The sequence below is a fragment of the Spirosoma koreense genome, assembly GCF_054777875.1.
Genome location: NZ_BAAHAC010000022.1, coordinates 2,836,316 through 2,860,066, shown reverse-complemented (window position 1 = coordinate 2,860,066; position 23,751 = coordinate 2,836,316). Strand labels below are relative to the sequence as shown.

The window sequence follows — 23,751 nt, the reverse complement described above, 5'->3', positions numbered from 1 at the left end:
GGGTTTGTTCACCCAAGATAAGCGCTGCACGCTATAATTCCCGACGGGCTGTTATCTAATTCGGTTCGGTATCGATCAAGCGCAGTTATTTCTCCGATAAGTCATATCCTCAGGCAAGCGGCTCATCCGCAACGACGTTCTCGGGTACGCTGACCAGCGGCAGGGTGATGGTGATCTGGGCAAACTCGCCCTCCTTCGACTCCAGGGTCATATGCCCCTGCAGGTACTCGACAATGTCCCGGCTCATGTACAGGCCCAGCCCCGTTCCTTTCGCCGTTGGCTTGGTGGTGAAAAACGGGCTGAACAGTTGATCCTGCTCCTTGGCACCGATTCCCTTGCCGTTATCCCGAATTTCAATCCGAACATGATCGCCACAAATCTGGGTGGCCACCCGAATTTCTGGTACGAACCCAGGCACCCGACGGCTTTTTTCCTGCAGCGAGTAATACGAATTGTCGACCAGGCTGGTTAGCACCTGATTGAACTCCTGCGGCAATAGACTCACCTCCAGCGGCTGATGCGCCAGTTCGAAAGTCAGTTCGACCGGAAGCGCAGGCGATGCAGTTAGGGAAGTCTTCTGTAGAGCCATGCTCACCCGCTCTTCCAGAAACTGATTGATATCGGTATTGACGATCATGGACGATCGTTCTTTGAGGAGTTTCTGCATGTCCTGCAGAATCCGGGCCGTGCTGGTACCGTGTTCATTGATCTTGATCAGGTTCTGATCCAGCATGGTAGAGGCATCTTCCCAGTCTTCCTGATCACGTTTCGGGAAGTTTCCTTCGTGCTTTTGGATGACACCCTTCAGTTCGCCAAGCAATTCTTTGGCAACCAGTGCAAAATTGTTGATGTAATTGAGCGGGTTCAGAATCCGGTCGACAATCCCCTTGGTCAGCTTACCCATCGTTGCCATTTTCTCGGCCTGAAGCAGTTGCCGCTGCGTCGATTTAAGTTCCGCCAGCGTAGTTTCCAGTTGTTGCTTCTGCAATTCGAGTAGTTCTTTCTGCTCTTCAAGCTGGTGTTTCTGGGATTGCAGCAGGGTGTTTGCCTTCTGTTTGGTCCGGTAGGCATAGAACGATACCGACGCCAGCAGCACCATGAGCCCCAGCCCGGCCAGCAACGTCAACTGCCGGGCTTTGGCAATGGCGTTCTGCTTTTGTTGCTCGGCCTGGGCTGCCTGCTCGCGCTTTTCAAACTCGTAGGTCATAGCCAGTTCCGTGGCTTTGCGGATCTGCTCTTTTCCCATTACCGAATCCGCAATCGTCGTGGCCTTTTTAAAGTTGCTTAGTGCCAGTCGGTAGTTGCCGGTTTTCTCGTAACATTCCGATAGGTCCTTGTAGGCATCACCCGTTTGAGAATCGTAGATATCGGCGTTTTTAAGCGCGGCAAAGCTGGTTTCATAATACGGAATAGCCGCTGCGTACCGATGCTCCATTTTCAGGATTCCCCCCATGGCCGAATAGGTCTGGTGGATATTGAGCGGTTGCTGGGAGGAATCCGCGATGGCCATAGCCTGTTTAGCCAGTTTCTCGGCTTCCGGAAACTTTTGCTGCTTCGCCAGGTTCATCGCGGCTTTCGCCAGGCTCGTTGCCTGCATGCCGTCGTCCCCCATCTCTTTGCTCAGATTAACCGCCTTGATAGCCGTGTCGTATGATTTTTGGATGTCGTTGAGTAGCCCGTACACTTCCGACAGGTTTGCGTAGGCATACAGTTCAACATTTTTAATTCCCTTTTGCTGGGCTATTTTAATGGCTCTCAGATACCGCTGCTCGGCTCGGATGTTGTCGCCCATGACTTTATACGAATTTGCCATGTTGACCAGACAGTAAGCCTGACTGTTGAGGTTGTTGGTAGCCTCCGCCAGGTTCAGTGCTTTCTGCTGGTACTGCAAACTCTTGAGCTGATTCGAGAGCATATTGTAGGAAATTCCGATGTTGAGATACAGATTTCCCAGCTCTTTCTTACTATCGAGCCGCTCAGCCACCTTGATACCTTTTTCCAGGAAGGCAATCGAGCTGTCGTACTTGCTTTGCATACCATACATGATTCCGTAGGTATTGTACACTTTCAGTAAACCCGGGAAATCCTGCAGCCCCGAATAGATAGACTCGGCAATTTTCAGATTGGTTTCGGCAGCGGGAAAATTCCCTTTGACATTGTAAGCAATTGCTAACCGGGTTCGGGCAAATGCTTCGCCTTTTTTGTAGCGAATGCGGCTCGCATCCTTAATCGTTCTCAGGCCAAGGCTCAGGGCCGAATCGATATTGTATTCCGCCAACTCCATCAGCTTCGTATTCATCCGGTTTATGCGGGCTGTATCGCTGGTTGCCTGCTGGATGAGTCGGTTCAGGCTGTCGAGCCGGGGGTTTTGGGCGTAAGCCACCGGCACCCCCAGCAGGAGAAGAATCAGGTTAGACAGGTATTTCATACGGATCAAAAGAGGAGGCTTAGCTACAATAATACGCATTTTGCCACCAAATCGCTAATGAAAATTAACCGATCGGTATAGGTTGATTGGTCGCCGTTGCCAATATGACCTACTGGTCATAACTGGATCAAATTTTTAGTAACTTATGTCGTAACCAAAGACATAAAACCGATCTGGTATATACAAGAAGCCCCGTCAGGAACAGATCGGTATAGTTCCTGACGGGGCTGGTTCGCCGTATTAAAAAACGATTATGCCTGCTTGGTAACCTGAATATTCATAACTAATTTGACGTCGTCGCTCACGACCACCCCACCTGCTTCGGTAACCCCGTCCCAGGTCAACCCAAATTCTTTCCGTTTGATCGTACCCGTCACTTCGAAACCGGCTTTGGTTTGTCCGTAAAAATCCTGCATCTGACCGCCGTATTCGACTTTCAGCGGCACGGTTTTAGTTACCCCATGCAGAGTCAGATCGCCTACCAGATTGTAGGTATCGTCGCCCGTTTTGGTCATGCTCGTCGAGGTAAATGTCAATTTGGGGAATTGTTCAACGTCGAAGAAATCGGCCGACTTCAGGTGCCCATCCCGCTGTTCATTTCCCGTGCTGATGCTGGCGACATCGGCCGAGAACGTAATTTTCGAATCTGCAAAATCGTCGCTAAAAGTTTCCAGTTCACCCTCGTACTGGCTGAATAAGCCCGTTACGGTCGAAACCATCAGGTGTTTTACTTTAAACTGAACTTCGGAGTGCATTGGGTCGATTGCCCATTTGGTAGCGGTGGCTGCTTCAGTTGCCATGGTCTTTGTGAATAAGGTCTATTTACGTGTTGTCGTATTTGATGTATATACATTTAATTTTTCAAAAATGTTTCCAATGGCTGAAATCTTTTTTTCAGCCCTACCTCCCTAATCAGACAGTGGGCCTGAAAAGCCTATTTGATCAGCATGATAGCCGCCATTATATCAATTCCTTCCCACAGGTATCTAACCAGTACGTTTTCATTTTCGGCGTGCTGGTTATTGTCGTAGTTCACGACCGGAACCGACACCACTTTAGCCTTCAGGACCTTTTCGAACACATAGAGGGGCAGACTGCCCCCCGATGACGGCGACAGCACGATGGGTTCGGCGCAGGTGGTCTGCACGGCGGCAATCACTTCCTGTGCAATGGGTAAGTCCATGGGTGTTCGCTGGGCATTGTACCCGGGATCGGCAATGACTTTTATCAGTTTAGGGTACTGCTGGCGCTCAGCGTCGGTAGGCTCATGATCGATGATCTGATAGCCCTGCGCCCGGATGTGTTCGATGACGCGGGCTACCTGGCGGGCCGCATCGTTACCACGCACAAGCCGCAGGTCGAGTACGGCCTCTGCTTTGGTCGGGATGATATTACCCGCGAGGCTGCCTACGTTGGCGCTTTGCATGCCATTGATATTCAGGGTCGGTCGCATGAGCAGTTCGACAAACGGGGTGCCGTTGCCGTCGGGTTGTGCAATCCCCAGCTCTTTTTTCAAAGCCACTTCCATATCGGGCATTCTGGCCAGTGCCTGCTTTTCGCGGGCCGACAACGGGGCCACGTCGTCGTAAAACCCGTTGATCAATACCCGGTCGTTGTCATCTTTCATACTGGACAGCAATTTGGCCAGGCGCATAGCGGGGTTGGGCGCCCAGTTCCCATAGTTACCGCTATGCAGCGGCCGCTTGGCCCCATAGACCGTCAAATCCATATTTACATCCCCCCGAACCCCGAACTGCACGACCGGCTTTCCTGATACATGTCGGGGACCATCGGCAATAATCCAGAGATCGCTGGCCAGCTTATCTTGGTGTTTAGTCAGAATTTCTCCCAGGTGCGTCGAGCCGACTTCCTCTTCGCCTTCGAAGAAAAATTTAAGGGTAGCCGATGGCGCATGCTGGCTGTTGACCAGCGCGTCGTACGCATTCAGGATCGTCATTACGCCCGCTTTGTCGTCGGCGCTGCCGCGTCCGGCGAGTCGCCAGGTCGGGTCGATCGGATCGCCGGATTTATACGTGGTAACGAGTTTCCCGCCCTGCTCGATGGGGGCCGTGATAAACACCGGAGTAAACGGTTGCAGTCCGCCCGTCCATTGCTTCGGGTTGACCGGCTGGCCGTCGTAATGCGCGTAAAAAACAAGCGTCTTTGTCGCGCCCGGCACCTTCACTTCGCCATACACGACCGGATTGGTACCGGGCGTCGGGCCGTCGAGTAAGGTTGCCGTAATACCGCGCTGCTTCATCATCTGTAGGATAAAAGCCGCATTTTTTCGGATGTTCGCCGTATCGGTCGATACGTTCGGAATGGCCAGAAACTGCCGGTACTCGTCAATTAAAGGGGTTTCCTGCGCTTTCCGGTATTTCCGGACGCCCTCCAGAGCCGATTGGGCAGTAGCCAAAAGCGGGGTAATCAAAACAAGGGTCAAGCTAAAGATGAGCTTTCTGAACATAAAAGTCGGATCGGGTTGATGAGGATGTAGGGAATACGGGTCTTGGCCAGCGCTTATTTGAACGGAATCGTGGATGTCGCTCCGCATTCGTTAGCGACCGGACGTGTTTTTCCCGGCTGCGTCCGGCACTTTCATCAGTTCGGCACCGCCCCAACGCAGCGACGAAACGTTGCCCTGTGTACCCACCACAAAATTGACCGGATCGTGGCCGTTCCAGAACTGATCGTAGTGCAGACGAAACGTGTCGAAGTGCCAGTGCTGCAGCTTCCCCGTCATGACGTCGTTGAGCGAAAACCGAAGAGTGCCGTCCTGGAGGGTTACCGTAGCTTTTCCGTACAGGGGATCGGTGTAGGAACCGGCATAAGCTGTCAGCGGCAACGACGGATTTGTGTGGAGCACCCGGGTACTGTCAGCTTTTCGCTCGGCCAGCTTTGCTTTCTCTTTCAAACCGCCGTAAAGTTTCTGAAAATCAGCGCTCCAGTCGCGCGATAGGCCCAGCCCGAATTCATCGAACGCCCGGTACATGAGCGCATGGCGCAGCTCGGCGTGGTCGAGATTGCCCTGGATATAGACGGCCAGTTTCTGATCGGGCAGTTGCCCATGAATCGCAATCATGCCCGTCAGGCTACCCGTATGAAAATTGATCCGATGGCCCCGGTAATCGTGCTGAAACCAGCCTAAGCCGTAGGTTTTCCAGACGGGTCGGGTAATCAGCTGCGTCGGGTAAAACTCCACGTCGGTTACCAGCGTCTGGGGTTTGACGAGTTCAGCCCAGGTCGTCGGCCTGAGCAGGGTCTTGCCGTTGTAGCGGCCACTGTCGAGCATACACTGCATCCAGGCCGTAATGTCGTCGGGACACGTCCAGATCGAACCGGCCGGCCCGACCGCATCCACCAGTCCTTCCTCTTTCAGGCTGTTTACCGGCCGAATGGTGTCGTTCAGCATGGCGTGTGGTTTTGCCCGATTGGCATCCGTCAGCTCCCGAAACAGTGCCCGCGTCCGGCGCATATCGAGCGGCTCGAAGATTCGTTTCCGCACGAAAGTTTCCCACGGCATACCGCTAACCGCTTCAATCACCTTACCGGCCGCTAAATACATGATATTCTGATAAATGAATCCCGCTCGGAATGAGTATGATGGTTTTACGAGCCGCAGTCGCCGAAGTATTTCATCCGACGGAATCTGCATGGCCGCCCAGAGCACATCGGCATTGCCCACGCCGGTATTGTGAATCAGCAGATCGCGCACCCGTACCTCACGCGTAACGGCCGGATCATAGAGCTGAAACCCGGGCAGATAAGTAGTTACGGGATCGTCCCAATGCAGTTTTCCTTCATCGACCAGCATACCCAGGCAAGCAGCCGTCATCGCCTTGGTTGTCGACGCCATGGCGAACAGCGTCTGCGTATCGACGGGATCGGTTTTGCCGAGTTCACGGATGCCGTAGCCTTTTTTCAGGAGAATCTTGCCGTCTTTGACCACGGTCACCGTCAACCCTGGTATGCGCCAGTCCCGAACAGCCTGCTGCACATAGGCGTCGTAGCGCCCGACCGGGTCAGGATTGGTTTTTTTCGACTGGGCCTGAAGCGACCGCGTCGACGAGAAGCAAACGACGAGCAGGCAGAGGAAGCGTAGAGTTGTTTGGTTCATAGAGGTTGTATGTTTCCCCAAGATAGTATTTTCTCGCTTTGTTGACGCCTATCTGCTCCGTAGATTTGTTCGGGACAATTTCTTGACCAGACAACCATGAATTTCATCAACAGACAAAGCGTTCGGCACTGGCTTGTGCCGGCGATCGGCTTTTCCCTCCTGCTCGGGCCAGTTCATAGCCACGGCCAGTCGAAAGGAACCGCCACAAAAACGCCTGCCGCGCTATCGGCTATTCAGGAAAGCGACATCAAACGGGATCTGTTCGCGCTGGCGGGCGACCATTTCCGGGGTCGGGAGGGCGGTTCACTGGATGAGCTGAAAGCGTCGGCCTGGATTGCCGACCAGCTTCGGGCGATGGGGTTGCAACCGGCGGGCGACGATGGCACGTTCTTTCAGTTTTTTCACATACAGCGCACGCGCATCACCGAAACAAGCCGTCTGACCATCGGCACGCACCAGCTGACCCACGGCCAGGACGCGTTTATTCTGGCGCCCGCCATCGCGTCGGTCGATGCCCCCCTGGTTTTTGTGGGCAAAGGTACCCCCGAAGAACTGGCCAAGGTCGATATCAAAGGCAAGGCGGTAGCGCTTGAATTTTCGGGAACGCCCCCGGCGGAGTTGAGCTATCGCCGGTTTCTGACCGGAACCATGAACCGCCGGGCCGCAGAACTGGTCAAAGCGGGAGCCCTGGCGGTGATCTGGATCTCGAATGCCGATGCGCAGTTTTATTTCGACCGCTGGACGACGGGCCTGGAACGGGGCCGCTACGACCTACCCGGTGGGGCCAACACCCGGGTGTTTTCGCAGGCACCCACGGTCTGGTTGCCAGCCAGCGCGCTCGACTGGATCAAACAACCGGGTCAGCAGTTTACGAACGTCGTCAACGTCGAAAGTTTCAGTTATCCGTCGGTCAATATCGTCGCCAAAGTGCCCGGTACCGATCCGACGCTCAAGAATGAGTACGTGCTGTTCAGCACCCACCAGGATCACGACGGAGTCCGGCGGGCCGTGGCGGGCGATTCCATCTGGAACGGAGCCGACGACAACGCGAGCGGCTGCGTAGCGACGATGGCTATCGGTCGGGCGTTTGTCAAGCAGCCGGGCAAGCGGTCGGCTCTGTTTGTCTTCCATGGGGCCGAAGAACGCGGGTTGTTAGGCTCACGCTATTACGTCGACAAACCGACGGTCCCAAAGAATTCCATCGTGGCGGTCCTGAATGCAGAAATGATCGGACGAAATGCGCCCGACAGCGCCTGCATTCTAGGGCAGCAACCGCCACACCGCAACTCGACGGATCTGGTAAATGCCGCCCTGGCGGTCAATCAGTCGGAAGCGCATTTCAAGCTGGACACGCTCTGGGACAAACCTGAGCATCCGGAAGGCTGGTATTTTCGCTCGGACCACCTTCCCTACGCCCGCGCTAACGTGCCCGCTATTGCGTTTACGACCCTGCTTCATGCCGATTACCATACACCCAAAGACGAGCCGGATCGGATCAATACGGCCAAGGTGACTCGCATCGCGAAATGGATTTACCTGACTGGGTGGGATGTCGCTAACCGGCCTCAGCGAGTCAGGCTGGATGAAGGGTTTAAGTTGGAGCGCTAGTCATCAGTGAATAGTCATTCAGTGGTCATGGCTCGTCGTTTTATAGTCATACAATAGAATTTCCGCAGCATGACTCCGCTCGATTTAACTATTTGCAGGAAGATACTCTGACTATAAATAGTTGAAACCGGCGGGGTTATACCAGTCCTGTTCTGCTTTTCTGCAGGGCTGACGATCTAAGGACCAATAATGACCACTGAATGACTATTCACTGACTACTCCCGCAGCACGTACCCTTCGCCAACGACCGTATGAATCAGGCGGGGAGCGCCGTCCTGATCGATTTTTTTTCGCAGGAGCGCTACATACACCTCAATGGAGTTGCTGCTCATGGTGTATTGCATATCCCAGACCTGCTCGGCGATGGCCGCTTTCGACACCACGTGCCCTTTGTTACGCATCAGGTATTCCAGCAACTGAAACTCCTTCGCCGTTAAATTAATCGTCCGGTTGCCGCGCCGGACCGTCCGCTGATCGAGGTTCAATTCCAGATCGGCCACTGTGAGAATGGTTTCTGCATTCAAATGGCCCGTATGCCGACGGGTCAAAGCCCGAATACGCGCGAGCAGAATCTCGAAAGGCACTGGCTTGACCAGATAATCGTCGGCTCCTACATCCAGTCCGGCTACAATATCGGGAGTCGTACCGAAGGCGGTCAGTACCAGAATCGGCGTGTCGACACCCTGCTTTCGTAAGGTAGCTACCATATCCAGGCCGTTCTGACGGGGCATGTTGATGTCGGCAATGATCAGATCATACGGATGGTCGAGGGCCATGTTCTGCCCTATCAACCCATCGGAGGCAACCTGAACCTGAAAGCCCGTAGCTTCCAGTCCTTTCCGCAAAAATGCGGCAATCGACGCTTCATCTTCTACGATGAGTATATGCATAAGATTGTATTCAGCACGTCGCTCAGTCACAACCGCGCGTGCAGTAAACGAACGACAGGATAGTAGTCCGAAATATACGACAAAGCCTCGATTCGGCGTAAATCGAGGCTTTGTCCTTCCGGAAATACCGGATTCAGTTGATCATACAGCACCCGTCGGATTTACCGGCGGCCGCCCCCGTGGAAACCGCCCCCACCGTGGAATCCGCCGAAGCTACCACCGCCGAACGAACGGCCTCCGCCCCATGCCTGGGTATGATAGCTCCCCGCAGTCGCATCCAGATACCGGCCCGTGGCACCACGGCCCGTGTTGGTCCAGGTGTTTGGACGGCTGTACTGACGGGCATTGGTCAGCCAGTTCGCGCGCCCAGCAGTCGGGCTAAACGTGCGGTGAGCCGCGGTCATAAAGCCAGCATTACCAGGAGTCCAGATGCGGTGTTCGCCGATATTGCGCTGATAGTAGGTATTAAAGCGGTTGTACAGGTGCGGGTAGGTGCGGTAGCCCGTTGTAAAGAACCAGTTCGAAAAACCAATCGACGGCAAACCAAACAGGACCATGTTGCCCCCGAGTCCGGAATAGAAACCGGTACCATACCACCAGGCCGACGGATACCACATCGCTGAGGTGTACCAGTATGGGTAGCCAAACCAGAACGGATACGGATTCTGATAATAATACGAACTATTGACCCAGGCCGGATTCGGGTTGATTCCGTTGGTCGAGTAACCGTTCGCTTGGGCGTAGGCTTGTCCGGCCTGTTGCAGTTCCTGGCGGGCTTGTGGGTCGTTGTTCAATTCATTCTGATAATCGGCCAGTTCCTGCTGATTCTGAACCTGCAGGCTGTCATGCAGCGCCGTCAGGTCTTTAACCACCTGGTCGGGATTGGTCCGGTAGGCTTCGCCCAGTTGGGCCGTTTTGTCGATCTGGTCGGTAAGCTGCGTCAGCACGTCGGGCATTTCGATCAGTTGCCGAAATGCTTTCTTCGTCGGGGCATCCAGCGGGCTGATCAGGGTATCGAACCCCTGCTGCGCCTGCTGATTCAGGTTGTCGACCCGGACCAGATCGGCATGGTGGTGTCGGTACAGTTTCCAGGCCGACTGCTGCAGATCCGGCGCCAGATTCTTGGTCAGGGCAGTGACCGATGCTTCATCGGCATTGACGGGCAGCGTAGCCAGCGCGTGCAGTATATCGGGAAACCGCGACAGGTCGTAAAACCAGCCCTGCTTGGTTTGTCCGTACGTCTGAATGATGCTATTGAACACCTGCTGTGTATTGGCGCGTTGCTGAGCCAGACTCGTCAGAATCTGTGGTTGTACACTGGCTAACAGAATCGACTGGCGGACATCCTCCCGGTAGGGTGCAATGGCCGATACAATCGTCTGATCATCAGCGGGAGCCGTTTGCTGCTCAGGTGTTGCGGTCTGCGCAATCGTCGATTGCCAGCCGCCAGCCAACAACCCGAGAGCGAGCAGCAGTGGTTTGGCCGGAATTGAGTGAATGAGCGTTTTCATGATTGATCACGTAGCAAATAAATGGCTCTGTAACAGAGACCATCAGTTTACAATCAGGTTGAGTTTTCGCCAGCTCCGGTTCGCAAAAGCGACGAGGAGGTCCCCATCGGATGCTGCCCCTGCTGGCTATACAAACGTCGTCAGACAACCTGAAAGGTAGATAAAGGACGGGTTAAGGGTAGGTTAAAAAATAAAGTTTTCGGTTCGAAAAACAGGCTTGTACGGCCTGAAAATGGATTTTCTCCCGTAATGGCTTAACTTCGGACCGCCGATTGCGCAAACGCTTCGCCGTCGGTTCAATCACAACATCGACGACTTATGAGGCCATTTTTCCTGCGTAAACTTACCCACTATACGTTACTGCTGGCGACCCTGACCGCCTGCCATCGGCAGCCCACCGCCACCACAGTTTATTTTCCACCCAGGGGCGACAACTGGGCGCACAAATCTCCCGAGAAAGCAGGCATGGATGCGGCTCTGCTCGACCAGGCCGTTGCCTTCGCCAAAACGCAGGAAACCAGCCAGATGACCCCTAACTTTTCGACGCAGGAAGAAATTTTCGGGAAACTGCTCGGCCCGATGCCTACCCGCCGGGCGGCAACAAACGGAATTGTGCTTCGTCATGGCTATATCGTGGCCGAGTGGGGCGATACCAGGGCCGTCGATCCAACTTATAGCGTCGCTAAAAGTGTATTGTCGACGGTTCTGGGGATTACCATCGAACGAGGTATGATTCCGGATATTCACGACCCGGTGGCGAAACTCATTCACGACGGAGGCTACGATTCTGAACAGAACCGCGCGATTACCTGGGAACATCACGCCCAGCAGACCAGCGAGTGGGAAGGTTCATTATGGGGCAAAAACAGCGATTTTGTCGGTAAGGAAGCGTTCGGTCGGGGCGAGCGCAAACCCCGGGCACTTCAGAAACCCGGTAGCTTTTACGAATACAACGACGTGCGGATCAATCGAATGGCGCTGTCGCTGCTGCGCCTGTGGAAGAAACCGTTGCCGGAAGTGGTCCGCGACGAAATCATGAACCCCATCGGTGCATCGGATACCTGGAAATACATTCCTTACCCCAATGCCGTGGCGGATATCGACGGGAAACAAATGCCATCGGTTAGCGGGGGCACGCGCTGGGGCGGGGGCTTGTGGATCAGCGCCCGCGACGAAGCGCGCTTTGGCTACCTGTTCCTGCGTCAGGGGCGGTGGGAAAACCGGCAGATCGTGTCGTCGAACTGGGTAAAAAAAGCGACCAGCCCGAGCCCCGTCGGTCCTGATTACGGCTACTTGTGGTGGCTGAATACGGGAACAAGCTCAACGGGCAAAAAAGCCTGGACTGATGCCCCGGCGACGAGTTTTGCCGCCATCGGTGCCGGCTCGAACACCATCTGGGTCGACCCGGAACACGACATCGTCATTGTCTGGCGCTGGCACAACGGAAACCCCAACGAACTGATCAAACGGGTCCTGGCTGCGGTAAAAGAGTAGTCATTGAGTGGTTATTCTTTGTCATTGGTGGTCATTAAGTAGCCATTCATCGCGCGTAGGGTGCATTCGTACAGACGATCAATGACTACTTAATGACACAACTGACCAATGATCGCGTAGAGATACTGATCCAACACGATCCCTTCTTTAATCGCACTGCATCGCATTCGCCCTTCGCGTAGATAACCGACTTTTTCCAGAATTCGGATCGACGCTTCGTTGCGCACGAACGGGACGGCATACAGACGTGTCAGCCCGAACTGCGCAAACGCATAGGTGGTGAAGGTCCGCAATGCCGCGGTCATGATCCCCCGGCCCCAGTACTGTTCACTGAGCCAATACCCGATTTCAGCCGAACATCGCTCGATATCCGTATGTAGTTCCAGACCAATGCTGCCAACCGCTTCGCCACCAACCGCAATGGCCAGATTCGTTGTAGGGGCCGTTTCCGATGCGTACTGCACCCACCAGGCGGCATCGGTCTGGGTGTAGGGATGCGGGAAGCGATCGCGGAGGTTCATCCAAATGGCCCGGTTGTCGGTATGTTTTGTCAACCCTTCGGCGTCCGTAAGCCGCCAGGTTCGGAGTTGGCAGAGACCACAGTCGATTTCCATACGTATGTTTTTTGGCCTTGTTTATTCGTTAGTAGATCACCTGACGCCTGAGGAAATAATCCCAGAATTTCTCCTCATCTGCCTGGCTGACATTTCGAAAAACGGCGCAACGATACAGAGCGAGTCGGGCAGTAAATAAAGTCTGATCCGGCTAAACAGCAGTCCGTCGGAATAAGTTAATAGGGATACGATCCAGGTCAATTTCGAAACCATCGTTACGCGCTCACCCCTGAAAATAAGGGAAATATGCGTGATTTTTACCAACATTCCTCAGCGTGCATACTATATTTGACCCTGGTGCTGATACTAATTACCGTTCCTACCGCAAAATAGATTTTTCTTATAGAATATGAGTACAGCTGAACGCGAACGCATTTATGAACGAGCCGATAACAAAGGCTGGAAGAAATGGGGGCCCTATCTGTCCGAACGTGCCTGGGGTACCGTCCGCGAAGATTACAGTCCGTATGGCGATGCCTGGAATTTCGTTTCCCACGATATGGCCCGGTCCAAGGCCTATCGCTGGGGTGAAGAAGGCATCGGCGGCATCTCCGACAACAAAGGCCACATCTGTTTTGCGCTCGCCTTCTGGAATCATAAAGACAATATTCTGAAAGAGCGGCTTTTTGGGCTCTCCGGACCGGAAGGGAATCATGGCGAGGACGTCAAGGAATTGTATTATTACCTGGACAGCACCCCGACGCACTCCTACATGAAAATGCTGTACAAATACCCGCAGCAGGAATTTCCGTATAATCGGCTGGTGATCGAATCCATCCGTCGGGACCGCCAGACCCCCGAGTTTGAACTGACAGACACGGGTATTTTTGAGAAAGACGAGTATTTCGACATTTTTATCGAGTACGCCAAAGCTGACCAGAACGACTGGCTGGTGACCATCACCGCTCATAACCGCTCAGCGAAGGCTGCTTCGCTGACCATGCTGCCCACCATCTGGTTCCGGAATACGTGGTCGTGGGGCTATGAGCAGTACAATGCCCGCCCTATGCTGAATGGGATCGGCAACAACCAGATCGAAGTAAACCATAAGCAGTTAGGCAAATACAAGCTCTACTGCGAAGGGGCCGATGCGCTGCTCTTTTGCGACAACGAAACGAATACCGAGCGACTCTACGGTCGGCCCAACATAAGCAAGTATCCGAAAGACGCCATCAACAATTATATTCTTTCGGGTGGTAAGAAAAGCTACATCAATCCGAATCAGATCGGCACGAAAGCCTCGGCGCAATATACCCGAAAGATTCCGGCGGGCGAGAGCATGAGCATCCGCCTTCGCTTCAGCGATCAGACCACACTGACTCAACCGTTTACCGACTTCGACAGCATCTGGGACAAGCGTCTGGCCGAAGCCAACGCGTTTTACGCGCATTTGCAGCGAAACGTGACCGACCCCGAACTGCGGGCCATTCAGCGGCAGGCTTACGCCGGTATGCTCTGGAACAAGCAGTTCTATTATTACAACGTCAACGAATGGCTGAAGGGCGACCCCAAGATGCCGGTGCCGTTTCAGGGGCGCGTTTACGCCCGCAACGAAACCTGGCGGCATATGTATACGGCCAACATCCTGTCGATGCCCGACAAGTGGGAGTACCCCTGGTTTGCGGCCTGGGATCTGGCTTTCCATACCCTGACCCTGGCCCGGCTCGATCCGCACTTTGCCAAGCGGCAGCTGGCGGTTATCCTGCGGGAGTATTACATGCACCCCAACGGCCAGATTCCGGCTTACGAATGGAATTTCGGGGATGTGAATCCCCCCGTTCATGCCTGGGCCACCTGGAAAGTGTACGAAATAGACCGGGACCTGAACGGTACGGGCGACGTCAATTTTCTGGAGCGGGTCTTTCATAAACTCCTGCTGAATTTTACCTGGTGGGTCAACCGAAAAGACGTATCGGGCAACAATATCTTCGGCGGGGGCTTCCTGGGGCTGGACAACATCGGCGTGTTTGACCGAAGCCAGCCGCTGCCGATGGGCGGCCGCATCGAGCAGGCCGACGGGACGGGCTGGATGGCCATGTATACGCTCAACATGCTGCGGATTGCCTGTGAGATTTCGCTGACGCGGCCTAGCTACCAGGACATGGCCAGCAAGTTTTTCGAGCATTTTCTGCATATCGCATCGGCGATGAACAACCTCGGTCAGCAGAACATTAGCCTGTGGGACGAAGTCGATCAGTTCTATTACGATGTGCTGCACATGCCCGACCACAACGCCCGTTTGCTCAAGATTCGGTCGATGGTAGGGCTGATCCCACTCTTTGCCGTCGAAATCCTGGACGAGTCTCTCCTTTCCAGACTCCCGGATTTTAAACGGCGCGTCGAATGGGTGCTCACCAACCGACCCGATCTGGCCTCGCTGGTTTCGCGCTGGCACGAACCGGGTAAAGGCGAAACGCACCTGCTGAGCTTACTGCGCGGGCACCGGATGAAGATGATTCTGAAACGGATGTTCGACGAATCGGAGTTTTTGTCCGACTATGGCATTCGGGCCCTGTCGAAATACCACGAAAAGATGCCATATCAGTTCGAACTGAACAGCGAGATCTTTCAGGTTCGCTACGTTGCGGCCGAGTCGGAGATGAGTATGTTTGGTGGGAATTCGAACTGGCGCGGACCGATCTGGTTTCCGCTCAACTTTCCGCTGGTCGATTCGCTGCTGAAGTTTTATCAGTATTATGGCGATGATTTCGAAGTGGAATACCCTACACATTCGGGACAGGTGATGAGTCTTAAGGCAGCCGCCATGCATCTTGCCGAGCGGCTCATCAATATTTTCCGGCGCGATGCCAGTGGTCGCATTGCCGCCTTTGGTCAGGACCCAAAGCAACAAAACGACCCTCATTTCCAGGGGTTGTACCTTTTTTACGAATATTTCAATGGCGACAATGGCGCGGGTCTGGGGGCCAGCCACCAAACGGGCTGGACGGGTCTGGTAGCCGATCTGATCGAATACTGGTATAAATATCAACCTGAAAGCCTGGCGTTGCCCGTTGCGAAGTAAAAAACAACGCGCCCCAATTTTCGACTGACTAGCCTATAAAAACCGCTTTAAAACGGCATCGGGGCAACCACTACTGGTTGCCCCGATGCCGTTTTAAAGTAGTAAGCCACTCCGTCTGAGCATGGCTTTGGGAGATGGTTCGCGGCCCCGGAATTTTTTGTAGAGTTCCATCGGCTTTTCGCTGCCGCCTTTTTCCAGCACATTCTTCCGGAAGCTGTCGGCGACGGCCTTGTTCTCCAGACCTCCTTTTTCTTTGAAAAATTCGAAAGCATCGGCATCCAGCACTTCGCTCCATTTGTAGCTATAATAGCCGGCCGAGTAGCCCCCCGCGAAGATGTGCGTAAACGCCGGGCTAAACGCGACTCCCTCTACCCGTGGGAACAGGTTTGCTACTGAATCTACTTTCCCTTCTACCTGCGTGATGGATTCACCCGTGGGTTTTTGCCCATGGTAATACATATCTACCAGCCCGAAGCGCAGCTGACGCAAATTGGCCAGACCTGCCAGGAAATTCTGACTGGCGCGGATCTTCTCGATCAGTTCGTTTGGAATCACCTCACCAGTTTGGTAATGCTTTGCAAAGAGCTTCAGCGCTTCGGGATCATAGCACCAGTTTTCCATCACCTGCGATGGCAGCTCCACAAAATCGCGTGGCACGCTCGTACCGCTCAGGCTCTCGTAGGTTCCATTCGCCAGTATACCGTGCAGGCCATGCCCGAACTCATGAAACAAGGTGGTCACTTCGTAGAAAGTCAGCAACGAGGGTTTGGTGTCGGTTGGGCGGGTGAAGTTGCAGACGTTGACGATGTGCGGCCTGATATTTTCGCCATTTTCTACTTTCTGCCCCTGCACATCGTTCATCCAGGCCCCGCTACGCTTGCCTTCCCGCGGAAAATAATCGCCGTAGAAGACCGCCAGGAACTTCCCGTCTTTGTCGAAAACATCGAAGGTTCGTACTTCGGGATTGTACACCGGAATGTCATGACGCTCCTGAAAGCTGATCCCGTATAATTTGTTGGCCACGGTAAATACGCCCTCGAGCACATTCTCCAGCTTGAAATAAGGCTTTAGCGTTTCGTCGTCGAGGTCGTACTTCTCTTTTTTGAGTTTCTCGGCGTAATAGTTGTTGTCCCAAGCCTGAAGCCGGTCGTCGGTAAACCCATGCGCTTTGGCATAGGTCGTCAGTTCGGCCAACTGACGCTCGGCAGCTGGCCGCGCGTAGGTAACCAGCTCATTCAGAAAAGTTTGCACTTTATCTTTCGAGCCCGCCATGCTTTCTTCCAGTACAAAATCGGCATGGGTTTTGTAGCCCAGCAGGTTAGCCCGCTCGTAACGCAGGCTCACCAGTTTCTGAATGATAGCGGAATTGTCGCTTTTATCGCCTTGGAAGCCCCGGCCGTTATAGGCCATATAAAGTTGCTTACGCAGGTCGCGGTTGTCGGCATACTGCATAAAAGGCGTGTAGCTGGGGGCCTGCAACGTAAACACCCAGCCTTCTTTTCCTTTTTGTTTAGCGGTAGTCCTGGCCGCTTCCCGGGCGAAGTCGGGCAGACCACTCAGGTCTTCTTCGTTCGTAACTTCCAGCGTAAAATCATTGGTGGCCCGGAGTACGTTCTCCCCGAACTGGAGCGAAAGCTGAGAAAGTTCTTTATCGATTGCCCGCAACCGCTCTTTTCCCGCAGCTGCCAGATTGGCCCCATTTCGGGCGAAGCGCTTATACGATTTTTCGAGCAGCATCGCGCTTTCAGGATCAAGCCTGAGGCTGGCCCGCTGGTCGTATACCGTTTTTATCCGGGCAAACAATTTCTCGTTCAGGGTAATGTCGTTGCTGTATTCGCTCAGCATCGGCGACGCTTCTTTTACGATTTTCTGCAGTTCGGGCGTCGTTTCGGCATTATTCAGATTAAACATGACCGACGTAACTTTACCGAGCAGATCGCCCGCATTTTCGAGCGCTACGATCGTATTTTCGAAAGTCGGCTGAGCCGGATTCGTAACGATGGCATCGATTTCTTTACGGCCCTGGGTCAATCCCTCCTTCAGCGCGGGCAGGTAGTCGGTGGTCTGAATTTTGTCGAATGGGGCCGTCTGATGCGGGGTAACATACGGCTGTAAGAATGGATTCTGCGACATTGGCGATGGCTTGTGTAAAGGCTGTCCCACGGCGGTCGTTGCGACCAGGGCCAGCACTGCACCCGTTAATTTGAGCTGCTGCTGGGTAAACATTCCGTATTGTACAATCAGTTTCCCGGAAAAATACGAAATTATCAAAATTCCGACAACGCTCTGTTAGCCGAATGGGCCTCAAGACGGAAGAACGGACGGCACAAAAAAACAGCCGACCAAACTGATCGGCTGTTTCCATCTCTCTCTTCTTCAACTCAATAGCCATAGGGACTGTATCCGGGCCGACGGCTGGGCCCATTTCCGTAGCCCCGGCCGCGGCCAGCCAGTTGTTCGTATGGGCGCATGCGCTCGATGACCCGGTCGCGCTGGCCGGGCGACAGCACCGCCATCATATCGAAAAATTGCCGCTGCCGGGCCTGCCGGAAAAAATCGCGCTGCCGCGGATCGCGGGGATTAAGCCCCTGGGTTTGTTGGGTGAACCGGTCCCGAACCCGGCGAATTTCGCGCTCCTGCCGACGCGACAGGTTTAGCTCCCGATCCCACCAGTCCAGGTGCCGATCGAACTGATAGTCGTCGTAATCGTAGTTGTAATTGGGCTGACCATACCCCTGATCATACCCGGGTTGGCTACTGCCATACTGCGGTGGGTAATCGTACCGTTGAGCGAAAGCACCGGTCGAGAGGAGCGTAATCAGGGTAGCGGCCGTGAGCAATACTTTTTTCATGACTGTTTGTTGTTTTCAGGTTGTATTTGTCCCTTGGAACAACCGGCCACGAAATGGTTTAATTTATTCCCTGAAAAAGGCTATAATTTTTCTGACTAGGCCTGAAGCCTTCGGTATAAAATCAATACTTGTATTCAGCCTGTTGATTATCAGCCTCCTGCCGGAGCACCCGTTCGTATTTGGTTCGATCGAATTCGTTTTCGTTATTGGCAATGAAGATGGTCGCTACGGTGTTGCCGATGATGTTGGTCAGGGAACGGGCTTCGGACATAAACCGATCAACTCCCAGCAGTAACGCCAGCCCTTCGACCGGAATCACCTGGATGGCCGTCAGCGTGCTGGCCAGGACAATAAACCCGCTGCCCGTTACGCCCGCTGCTCCTTTCGAGGTTATCATCAGAATACCGATGATGGTCAGCTCCTGCCCCAGAGAAAGATCGACGCCAAATACCTGCGCCAGAAAAACCGTGGCCATAACCAGGTAGATAGTGGTGCCATCGAGGTTGAACGAGTAACCCGCCGGAACTACCAGCCCCACCACCGATCGGGCACAGCCCAGTGTTTCGAGCTTTTCCATGATCTGCGGCAAGGCCGACTCCGACGACGAGGTACCCAGTACGATCAGCAGTTCTTCCTTGATGTATTTCAGCACGGCCCACAGGCTTATTTTGTAGTATCGCAGGATCAGGTTCAGCACGACGAAGATAAACAGAATCATGGTTGCGTAAACGGTGCCCATGAGTTTAGCCAGGGGTAACAACGTGCTCAGGCCGTATTTTCCAATCGTAAAAGCCATCCCCCCGAAAGCGCCCAGCGGAGCCAGCACCATCACTACACCGAGAATATTGAAGAAGACCTTCGATAAGCGCTCGAAAGTCTGGATAAGGGATTTGCCGGTTTCGCCCATGCGGGCCAGCCCCACCCCGAATAGGATCGAAAAAACGAGTACCTGTAGAATATCTCCCTCGGCAAAGGCTTTGATGGCGTTGCTTGGAACGATGTGCAGAAAGAATTCGGTCCAGTCCATGCCTGCCCCCTGTTCGGTATACTTACTGATGTCGCCCCCCTTCACGGCCCCCGTCTGCACACCCTCCCCCGGTCGGATGACGTTCGCCAGGATCAGGCCAATCGCCAGGGCGCCCGTCGTAACGATCTCGAAATACAGCAGCGCCTTACCACCTACCCGACCGACCTTTTTCAGATCGCCCATGTTGCTGATACCCAGCACGATGGTCAGGAAAATAATGGGCGCGATGACCATTTTGATCAGATTGATGAACAGGTCGCCCAGAGGCTTCAGCTTCGCAGCTGTTTCGGGGAAAAAGTAGCCCGTCAAAATACCCAGGGTAATGGCGATCAGGACGCGGACGGTGAGGTTATTAAGTAGTTTCATGAGAAGGAGGAGTCAGGAATGAAGAGTGAAAATGTACAATGCTTAATGAATAATGTATAATGGGGAGCGCAACCTGCTCTCTCATTATTCATTGTACATTATTCATTATACACTATAAATTGCTCACGGGCAGCACCTGGTGTTTGATCTCGCGGATGCGGTCGTTGAAGTTCATGCTTAGAAAATCGAGGTTCGGCACGACCGTCGTCTGGAGAAGCTCCGTCACTCTTTCGTCGTGTGCAATCCGCTTCCCGGTCTGAACGCTTACGTATTTCGAGGTGACCCACAACACGTTTTTGAGGTGCGTTTTGCCATCGTCGGTCATGATGTATTCCGTCACGGTGGTGTCTTCATTGAAATAAATGAGCCGGGAGATGATCCGGACCCATTCACTCACCAGCGCCGGGCGTATATAGGCAATCTGATGCTGGTAAACGACCCAACTGGTTTTTAGCTCCCGAAACAACTGGCCGGGGTTAAAATCATATAATTTGGCGACCTGATCTTCGCGGGCGTTGAAATAATAGTCGAAATATTTAGCGTTGTTGAGGTGCTGCAGGGGGTCGCAGTCCTGAAATCGGACAATTACCCGCGATTCGGTTTCGGTCGGGTAACTGCGGTTGGGGTCGCGTTTAAACATGCTGTAAGTAAGTTGCCAGGAACCTGTTTCCAGGAGAAATTATTTCTGCAATCAATGTTAAACAAAATCCGGTGAATGATTTTCATCCGGCGAATCCAGGTTCAGACTTTTTCTGTAATCTTTACGTTCGTATAACAAAACCATCATTTTATGTCAATTCCTGAATGGATATGAAATCCGCGCGCTATCTGCTTCCGATTTTCCTAATGATCGGGTTAACCGCTTTTGTGTCAGCCGATACTTCCGATGCCGTACTGGGCACCTGGCTGAACGGAACCAAAAAAGGCCATGTGCTGATCTACAAACAGGGCGGTACTTACTTCGGCAAACTGGTCTGGCTGGGTCAGCCCAACGATCCGGCTACGGGTAAACCCCGAACGGACGAAAAAAACATCGACGCGTCGAAGCGGTCCCGCCCGTTGATGAACATGTTGTTAATGTATAACTTTAAGTACGATGGCGACAATGTCTGGAGCGACGGTAAAATTTATAACCCCGAAGATGGCAAAGAGTATAACTGCAAAATGACCCTTCAGGACCCTAATACGCTGCTTGTACGCGGTTATGTCGGTATCTCTCTGCTGGGCAAAACGCAGACCTGGACGCGGATCAAATAAACAATTAAGGTCATTGTCATGACAACCAATGACTACTCTTGACCACTAACTGAGCAAATGGCCAACCACACGCTTATCATCGGAGCGGGTCCGGCGGGCCTGGCTATAGCCGGACAGCTGGCCCATCGTAAGTTGCCGTTTACGATCCTGGAGGCCAGTGACTACATTGGGCTCGCCTGGCGTAATCATTACGACCGGCTTCATTTGCACACCGTCAAGGCGTATTCGGCACTTCCGCATTTTCCCTTTCCAGCCGACTACCCCACCTACGCATCCCGCTTGCAGTTTGTCGACTACCTCGAACGATACGCCGAACATTTTCAGATTCAACCGCGGTTCAATCAGCCAGTCGTCAGTATAGTCCGAAACGCATCGGACGGGAGCTGGCAGGTTCAGACTCCTACAGATAGGCTCACGACCAGCCAGGTCGTAGTGGCGACGGGCTACAACCGGGTGCCCTACAAGCCGGAGTTGCCGGGTCAGCAAACGTTTCGGGGAATTATCTGGCACAGCCACGAATACCGGAATGGAGCGCCTTTTCGAAACGAGAATGTGCTGGTGGTGGGCATGGGCAACACCGGAGCCGAACTGGCTCTCGACTTGCTTGAATACGGAGCCAAACCAGTTATTTCAGTTCGTGGCCCGGTCAACATCATTCGTCGGGAAGTGTTTGGGAATCCGGCTCAGTCGACCGCGATTCTGCTGAGTAAACTACCCAACTGGCTTTGCGATTTCATCGTCGGGCTCTCTCAGAAAGTGACCGTCGGTGACGTGTCGGCCTATGGGTTAGGTAAATCCGCCCATTCGCCCTCATACGACGCCCGCCGGGGCAAAACGCCGGTTATCGACATTGGTACGCTCGATCAAATCAAAGCAGGCGCCATCGGGGTTGTTCCGGGCATTGAGCGAGTTCATCCCAAAACCGTTTCGTTTACGGATGGGCGCGAACTTCCCTTCGACGCCATTATTCTGGCCACCGGCTACCGACCCGCGCTGGCAGCGATGCTGGGTGATGACGTGACAACGAAGGTTCTGAACGAACGGGGCTACTCCCGTAAACTCTGGTTCGACGACAAGTCTTTACAGGGTCTGTATCTACTAGGTTTTCGGACGCCAACGACTGGCACCCTGTATGACCTCAAAAGTGACTCCGACCGGATTGCCCGACACATCGCTGAAAACAATTTTGCCCCGGCATAGTTCTATTTCTGTAATCAAGGTGATTACGACTGATCACTCAATGTTAAACTACCAAAGTCATGAACGAGACAACACTTAAAGGCGGCTGGAACGAAATGAAAGGTAAAATCAAACAAGCCTACGGCGACCTGACCGACGACGACCTGACTTATCAGGAAGGCCAGGAAGACGAAATGTGGGGCAAAATCCAGCAAAAAACAGGTAAAACTAAGGACGAAATAAATAAAGCTATTGCCGATCTGTAATCAGTCAGGCAGTATAGTTTCAAAAGCCGGGGCATTCGTCTCCGGCTTTTTTGTTGACACCCATTTTTATAATAACTGAGCATAAGGGTCACCGCCATGTTCGCGTATCGACAGCTGCTCCATAGTTATCGTCCAGTGATGCTCTGCCCTGGCTATCCCCAAATATCACGGAATTCAGTGACACACAAATCACCGGATTCAGTGACGCGCAAGCAACTGGAAGTCAGTACCTTTGTGCACGTTTATATCGAATACGAACTGTTCACCACAAACAACAACTGATGAATCCGAATAAAGCATTATGGGAAAAAGGCGACTTCACTCGCTTGGCCGAAACAATGCGGGACAGCGGTGCCGCACTAATCAACAAACTTGGGATTACCCGTGATTTACAGATTCTTGACCTGGGCTGTGGCGACGGCACGACGGCCATACCGGCCGCCAGGCTGGGCGCTCAGGTGTTGGGCGTCGATATCGCCCGGAATCTGGTCGAAGCGGGCAACAAGCGGGCTCAGCGCGAAGGACTTACCAACTGCACGTTTCAGGAAGGCGATGCCACCAATCTGAGCGACCTGAAGGATCACTCATTCGATCTGGTTATCAGCATTTTTGGCGCCATGTTCGCGCCCAAACCGTTCGATGTGGCCCATGAGCTGGTGCGGGTAACCCGACCCGGCGGCCGTATCATCATGGGCAACTGGATACCGGGCGATCCTACACTGGTGGCCCAGATTCTGAAAATCAGCTCGGCCTACACACCGGCCCCGCCGGAGGGATTTATCAGCCCCATGTTGTGGGGAGTGGAGAGTCAGGTAGTGGAGCGCTTTGAGCAGGCTGGTATCCCCAGGGAGAGAATATCCTTCGAAAAAGATACGTATACCTTCAAAGCCCCCTTTCCGCCCGCCGAATTTCTGGACCGGTTCAAACACTACTACGGCCCAACAATGAATGCGTTTGAAGCCGCCGAAAAGAATGGCAAGGCCGCCGATCTGGAACGCGAACTGGAAGCCCTGTTTGCCAGCCAGAATAAAAGCACCAGCGAGAACATGACTGAAATTCCGGCTACCTTCCTTCGGGTAACCGTCAGGCCCTGACGATACAATGTCGGCCAATAAACAAA

The 23,751-nt window shown here is 53.5% G+C and carries 18 protein-coding genes; 7 read left to right on the top strand and 11 right to left on the bottom strand.

Going from position 1 to position 23,751, the window contains the following annotated elements; genetic code table 11:
- Nucleotides 1–109: 109 nt before the first annotated feature.
- The 4 genes from ACYVC2_RS25365 to ACYVC2_RS25350 form a co-directional block, all read right to left on the bottom strand.
- Nucleotides 110–2,428 (bottom strand): tetratricopeptide repeat-containing sensor histidine kinase, encoded by a 2,319-nt coding sequence (locus tag ACYVC2_RS25365; protein ID WP_461107067.1) that lies wholly within the window; start codon nt 2,426–2,428, stop codon nt 110–112.
- A 251-nt stretch (nt 2,429–2,679) separates the two neighbouring features.
- Nucleotides 2,680–3,228 carry a YceI family protein gene (locus ACYVC2_RS25360; protein WP_461107065.1) on the bottom strand — a complete coding sequence of 183 codons (549 nt, stop codon included), beginning with the start codon at nt 3,226–3,228 and terminating at the stop codon, nt 2,680–2,682.
- 134 nt (nt 3,229–3,362) lie between these two features.
- Nucleotides 3,363–4,844 (bottom strand): M20/M25/M40 family metallo-hydrolase, encoded by a 1,482-nt coding sequence (locus ACYVC2_RS25355; RefSeq protein ID WP_461107063.1) that lies wholly within the window; start codon nt 4,842–4,844, stop codon nt 3,363–3,365.
- A gap of 141 nt (nt 4,845–4,985) precedes the next feature.
- Complete coding sequence (locus tag ACYVC2_RS25350; protein WP_461107061.1) at nt 4,986–6,545, bottom strand: serine hydrolase; 1,560 nt, start codon at nt 6,543–6,545, stop codon at nt 4,986–4,988.
- A 96-nt stretch (nt 6,546–6,641) separates the two neighbouring features.
- On the opposite strand from ACYVC2_RS25350, the gene ACYVC2_RS25345 reads away from it, so the two are divergent.
- Nucleotides 6,642–8,153 carry a M28 family peptidase gene (locus ACYVC2_RS25345; protein WP_461107059.1) on the top strand — a complete coding sequence of 504 codons (1,512 nt, stop codon included), beginning with the start codon at nt 6,642–6,644 and terminating at the stop codon, nt 8,151–8,153.
- Between the two features lie 215 nt (nt 8,154–8,368).
- Here the strand turns inward: ACYVC2_RS25345 and ACYVC2_RS25340 are convergent, their stop codons facing one another.
- Together ACYVC2_RS25340 and ACYVC2_RS25335 are read right to left on the bottom strand one after the other, a co-directional pair.
- The gene (locus ACYVC2_RS25340; protein ID WP_461107057.1) at nt 8,369–9,043 is read right to left on the bottom strand and encodes a response regulator transcription factor; all 675 of its coding nucleotides are present in this window, start codon (nt 9,041–9,043) and stop codon (nt 8,369–8,371) included.
- A 161-nt stretch (nt 9,044–9,204) separates the two neighbouring features.
- Nucleotides 9,205–10,554 (bottom strand): hypothetical protein, encoded by a 1,350-nt coding sequence (locus ACYVC2_RS25335; protein WP_461107055.1) that lies wholly within the window; start codon nt 10,552–10,554, stop codon nt 9,205–9,207.
- A 318-nt stretch (nt 10,555–10,872) separates the two neighbouring features.
- Between ACYVC2_RS25335 and ACYVC2_RS25330 the strand changes: the two genes are divergently transcribed.
- Nucleotides 10,873–12,048 carry a serine hydrolase domain-containing protein gene (locus ACYVC2_RS25330; RefSeq protein WP_461107053.1) on the top strand — a complete coding sequence of 392 codons (1,176 nt, stop codon included), beginning with the start codon at nt 10,873–10,875 and terminating at the stop codon, nt 12,046–12,048.
- Between the two features lie 89 nt (nt 12,049–12,137).
- On the opposite strand, the gene ACYVC2_RS25325 is transcribed toward ACYVC2_RS25330, so the two are convergent.
- On the bottom strand, nt 12,138–12,662 hold the full coding sequence (locus ACYVC2_RS25325; protein WP_461107051.1) for a GNAT family N-acetyltransferase: 525 nt from the start codon (nt 12,660–12,662) through the stop codon (nt 12,138–12,140).
- A 349-nt stretch (nt 12,663–13,011) separates the two neighbouring features.
- Between ACYVC2_RS25325 and ACYVC2_RS25320 the strand changes: the two genes are divergently transcribed.
- Nucleotides 13,012–15,684 (top strand): MGH1-like glycoside hydrolase domain-containing protein, encoded by a 2,673-nt coding sequence (locus ACYVC2_RS25320; RefSeq protein ID WP_461107049.1) that lies wholly within the window; start codon nt 13,012–13,014, stop codon nt 15,682–15,684.
- A gap of 93 nt (nt 15,685–15,777) precedes the next feature.
- Here the strand turns inward: ACYVC2_RS25320 and ACYVC2_RS25315 are convergent, their stop codons facing one another.
- The 4 genes from ACYVC2_RS25315 to ACYVC2_RS25300 form a co-directional block, all read right to left on the bottom strand.
- Nucleotides 15,778–17,817 carry a M3 family metallopeptidase gene (locus ACYVC2_RS25315; protein ID WP_461107241.1) on the bottom strand — a complete coding sequence of 680 codons (2,040 nt, stop codon included), beginning with the start codon at nt 17,815–17,817 and terminating at the stop codon, nt 15,778–15,780.
- A gap of 248 nt (nt 17,818–18,065) precedes the next feature.
- Nucleotides 18,066–18,536: a hypothetical protein gene (locus tag ACYVC2_RS25310; protein ID WP_461107047.1), complete on the bottom strand. Its 471-nt coding sequence runs from the start codon at nt 18,534–18,536 to the stop codon at nt 18,066–18,068.
- 121 nt (nt 18,537–18,657) lie between these two features.
- A complete protein-coding gene (locus ACYVC2_RS25305) occupies nt 18,658–19,929 on the bottom strand; it encodes a dicarboxylate/amino acid:cation symporter (RefSeq protein ID WP_461107045.1) in 1,272 nt (423 codons plus the stop codon).
- A gap of 112 nt (nt 19,930–20,041) precedes the next feature.
- Entirely contained in the window at nt 20,042–20,569 is a 528-nt protein-coding gene (locus tag ACYVC2_RS25300) for an acyl-CoA thioesterase (RefSeq protein ID WP_461107043.1), read from the bottom strand.
- Between the two features lie 170 nt (nt 20,570–20,739).
- Here ACYVC2_RS25300 and ACYVC2_RS25295 point away from each other — a divergent pair, with 170 nt between their 5' ends.
- The 4 genes from ACYVC2_RS25295 (at nt 20,740) to ACYVC2_RS25280 (ending at nt 23,725) form a co-directional block, all read left to right on the top strand.
- A complete protein-coding gene (locus ACYVC2_RS25295; protein WP_461107041.1) occupies nt 20,740–21,186 on the top strand; it encodes a DUF2147 domain-containing protein in 447 nt (148 codons plus the stop codon).
- Nucleotides 21,187–21,243: 57 nt separating this feature from the next.
- Nucleotides 21,244–22,386, top strand: coding sequence for a flavin-containing monooxygenase (locus tag ACYVC2_RS25290; protein WP_461107039.1), 1,143 nt, complete (start codon nt 21,244–21,246; stop codon nt 22,384–22,386).
- 59 nt (nt 22,387–22,445) lie between these two features.
- The gene (locus ACYVC2_RS25285; protein ID WP_461107037.1) at nt 22,446–22,631 is read left to right on the top strand and encodes a CsbD family protein; all 186 of its coding nucleotides are present in this window, start codon (nt 22,446–22,448) and stop codon (nt 22,629–22,631) included.
- 281 nt (nt 22,632–22,912) lie between these two features.
- Nucleotides 22,913–23,725, top strand: coding sequence for a class I SAM-dependent methyltransferase (locus ACYVC2_RS25280; protein WP_461107035.1), 813 nt, complete (start codon nt 22,913–22,915; stop codon nt 23,723–23,725).
- Nucleotides 23,726–23,751 lie beyond the last annotated feature (26 nt).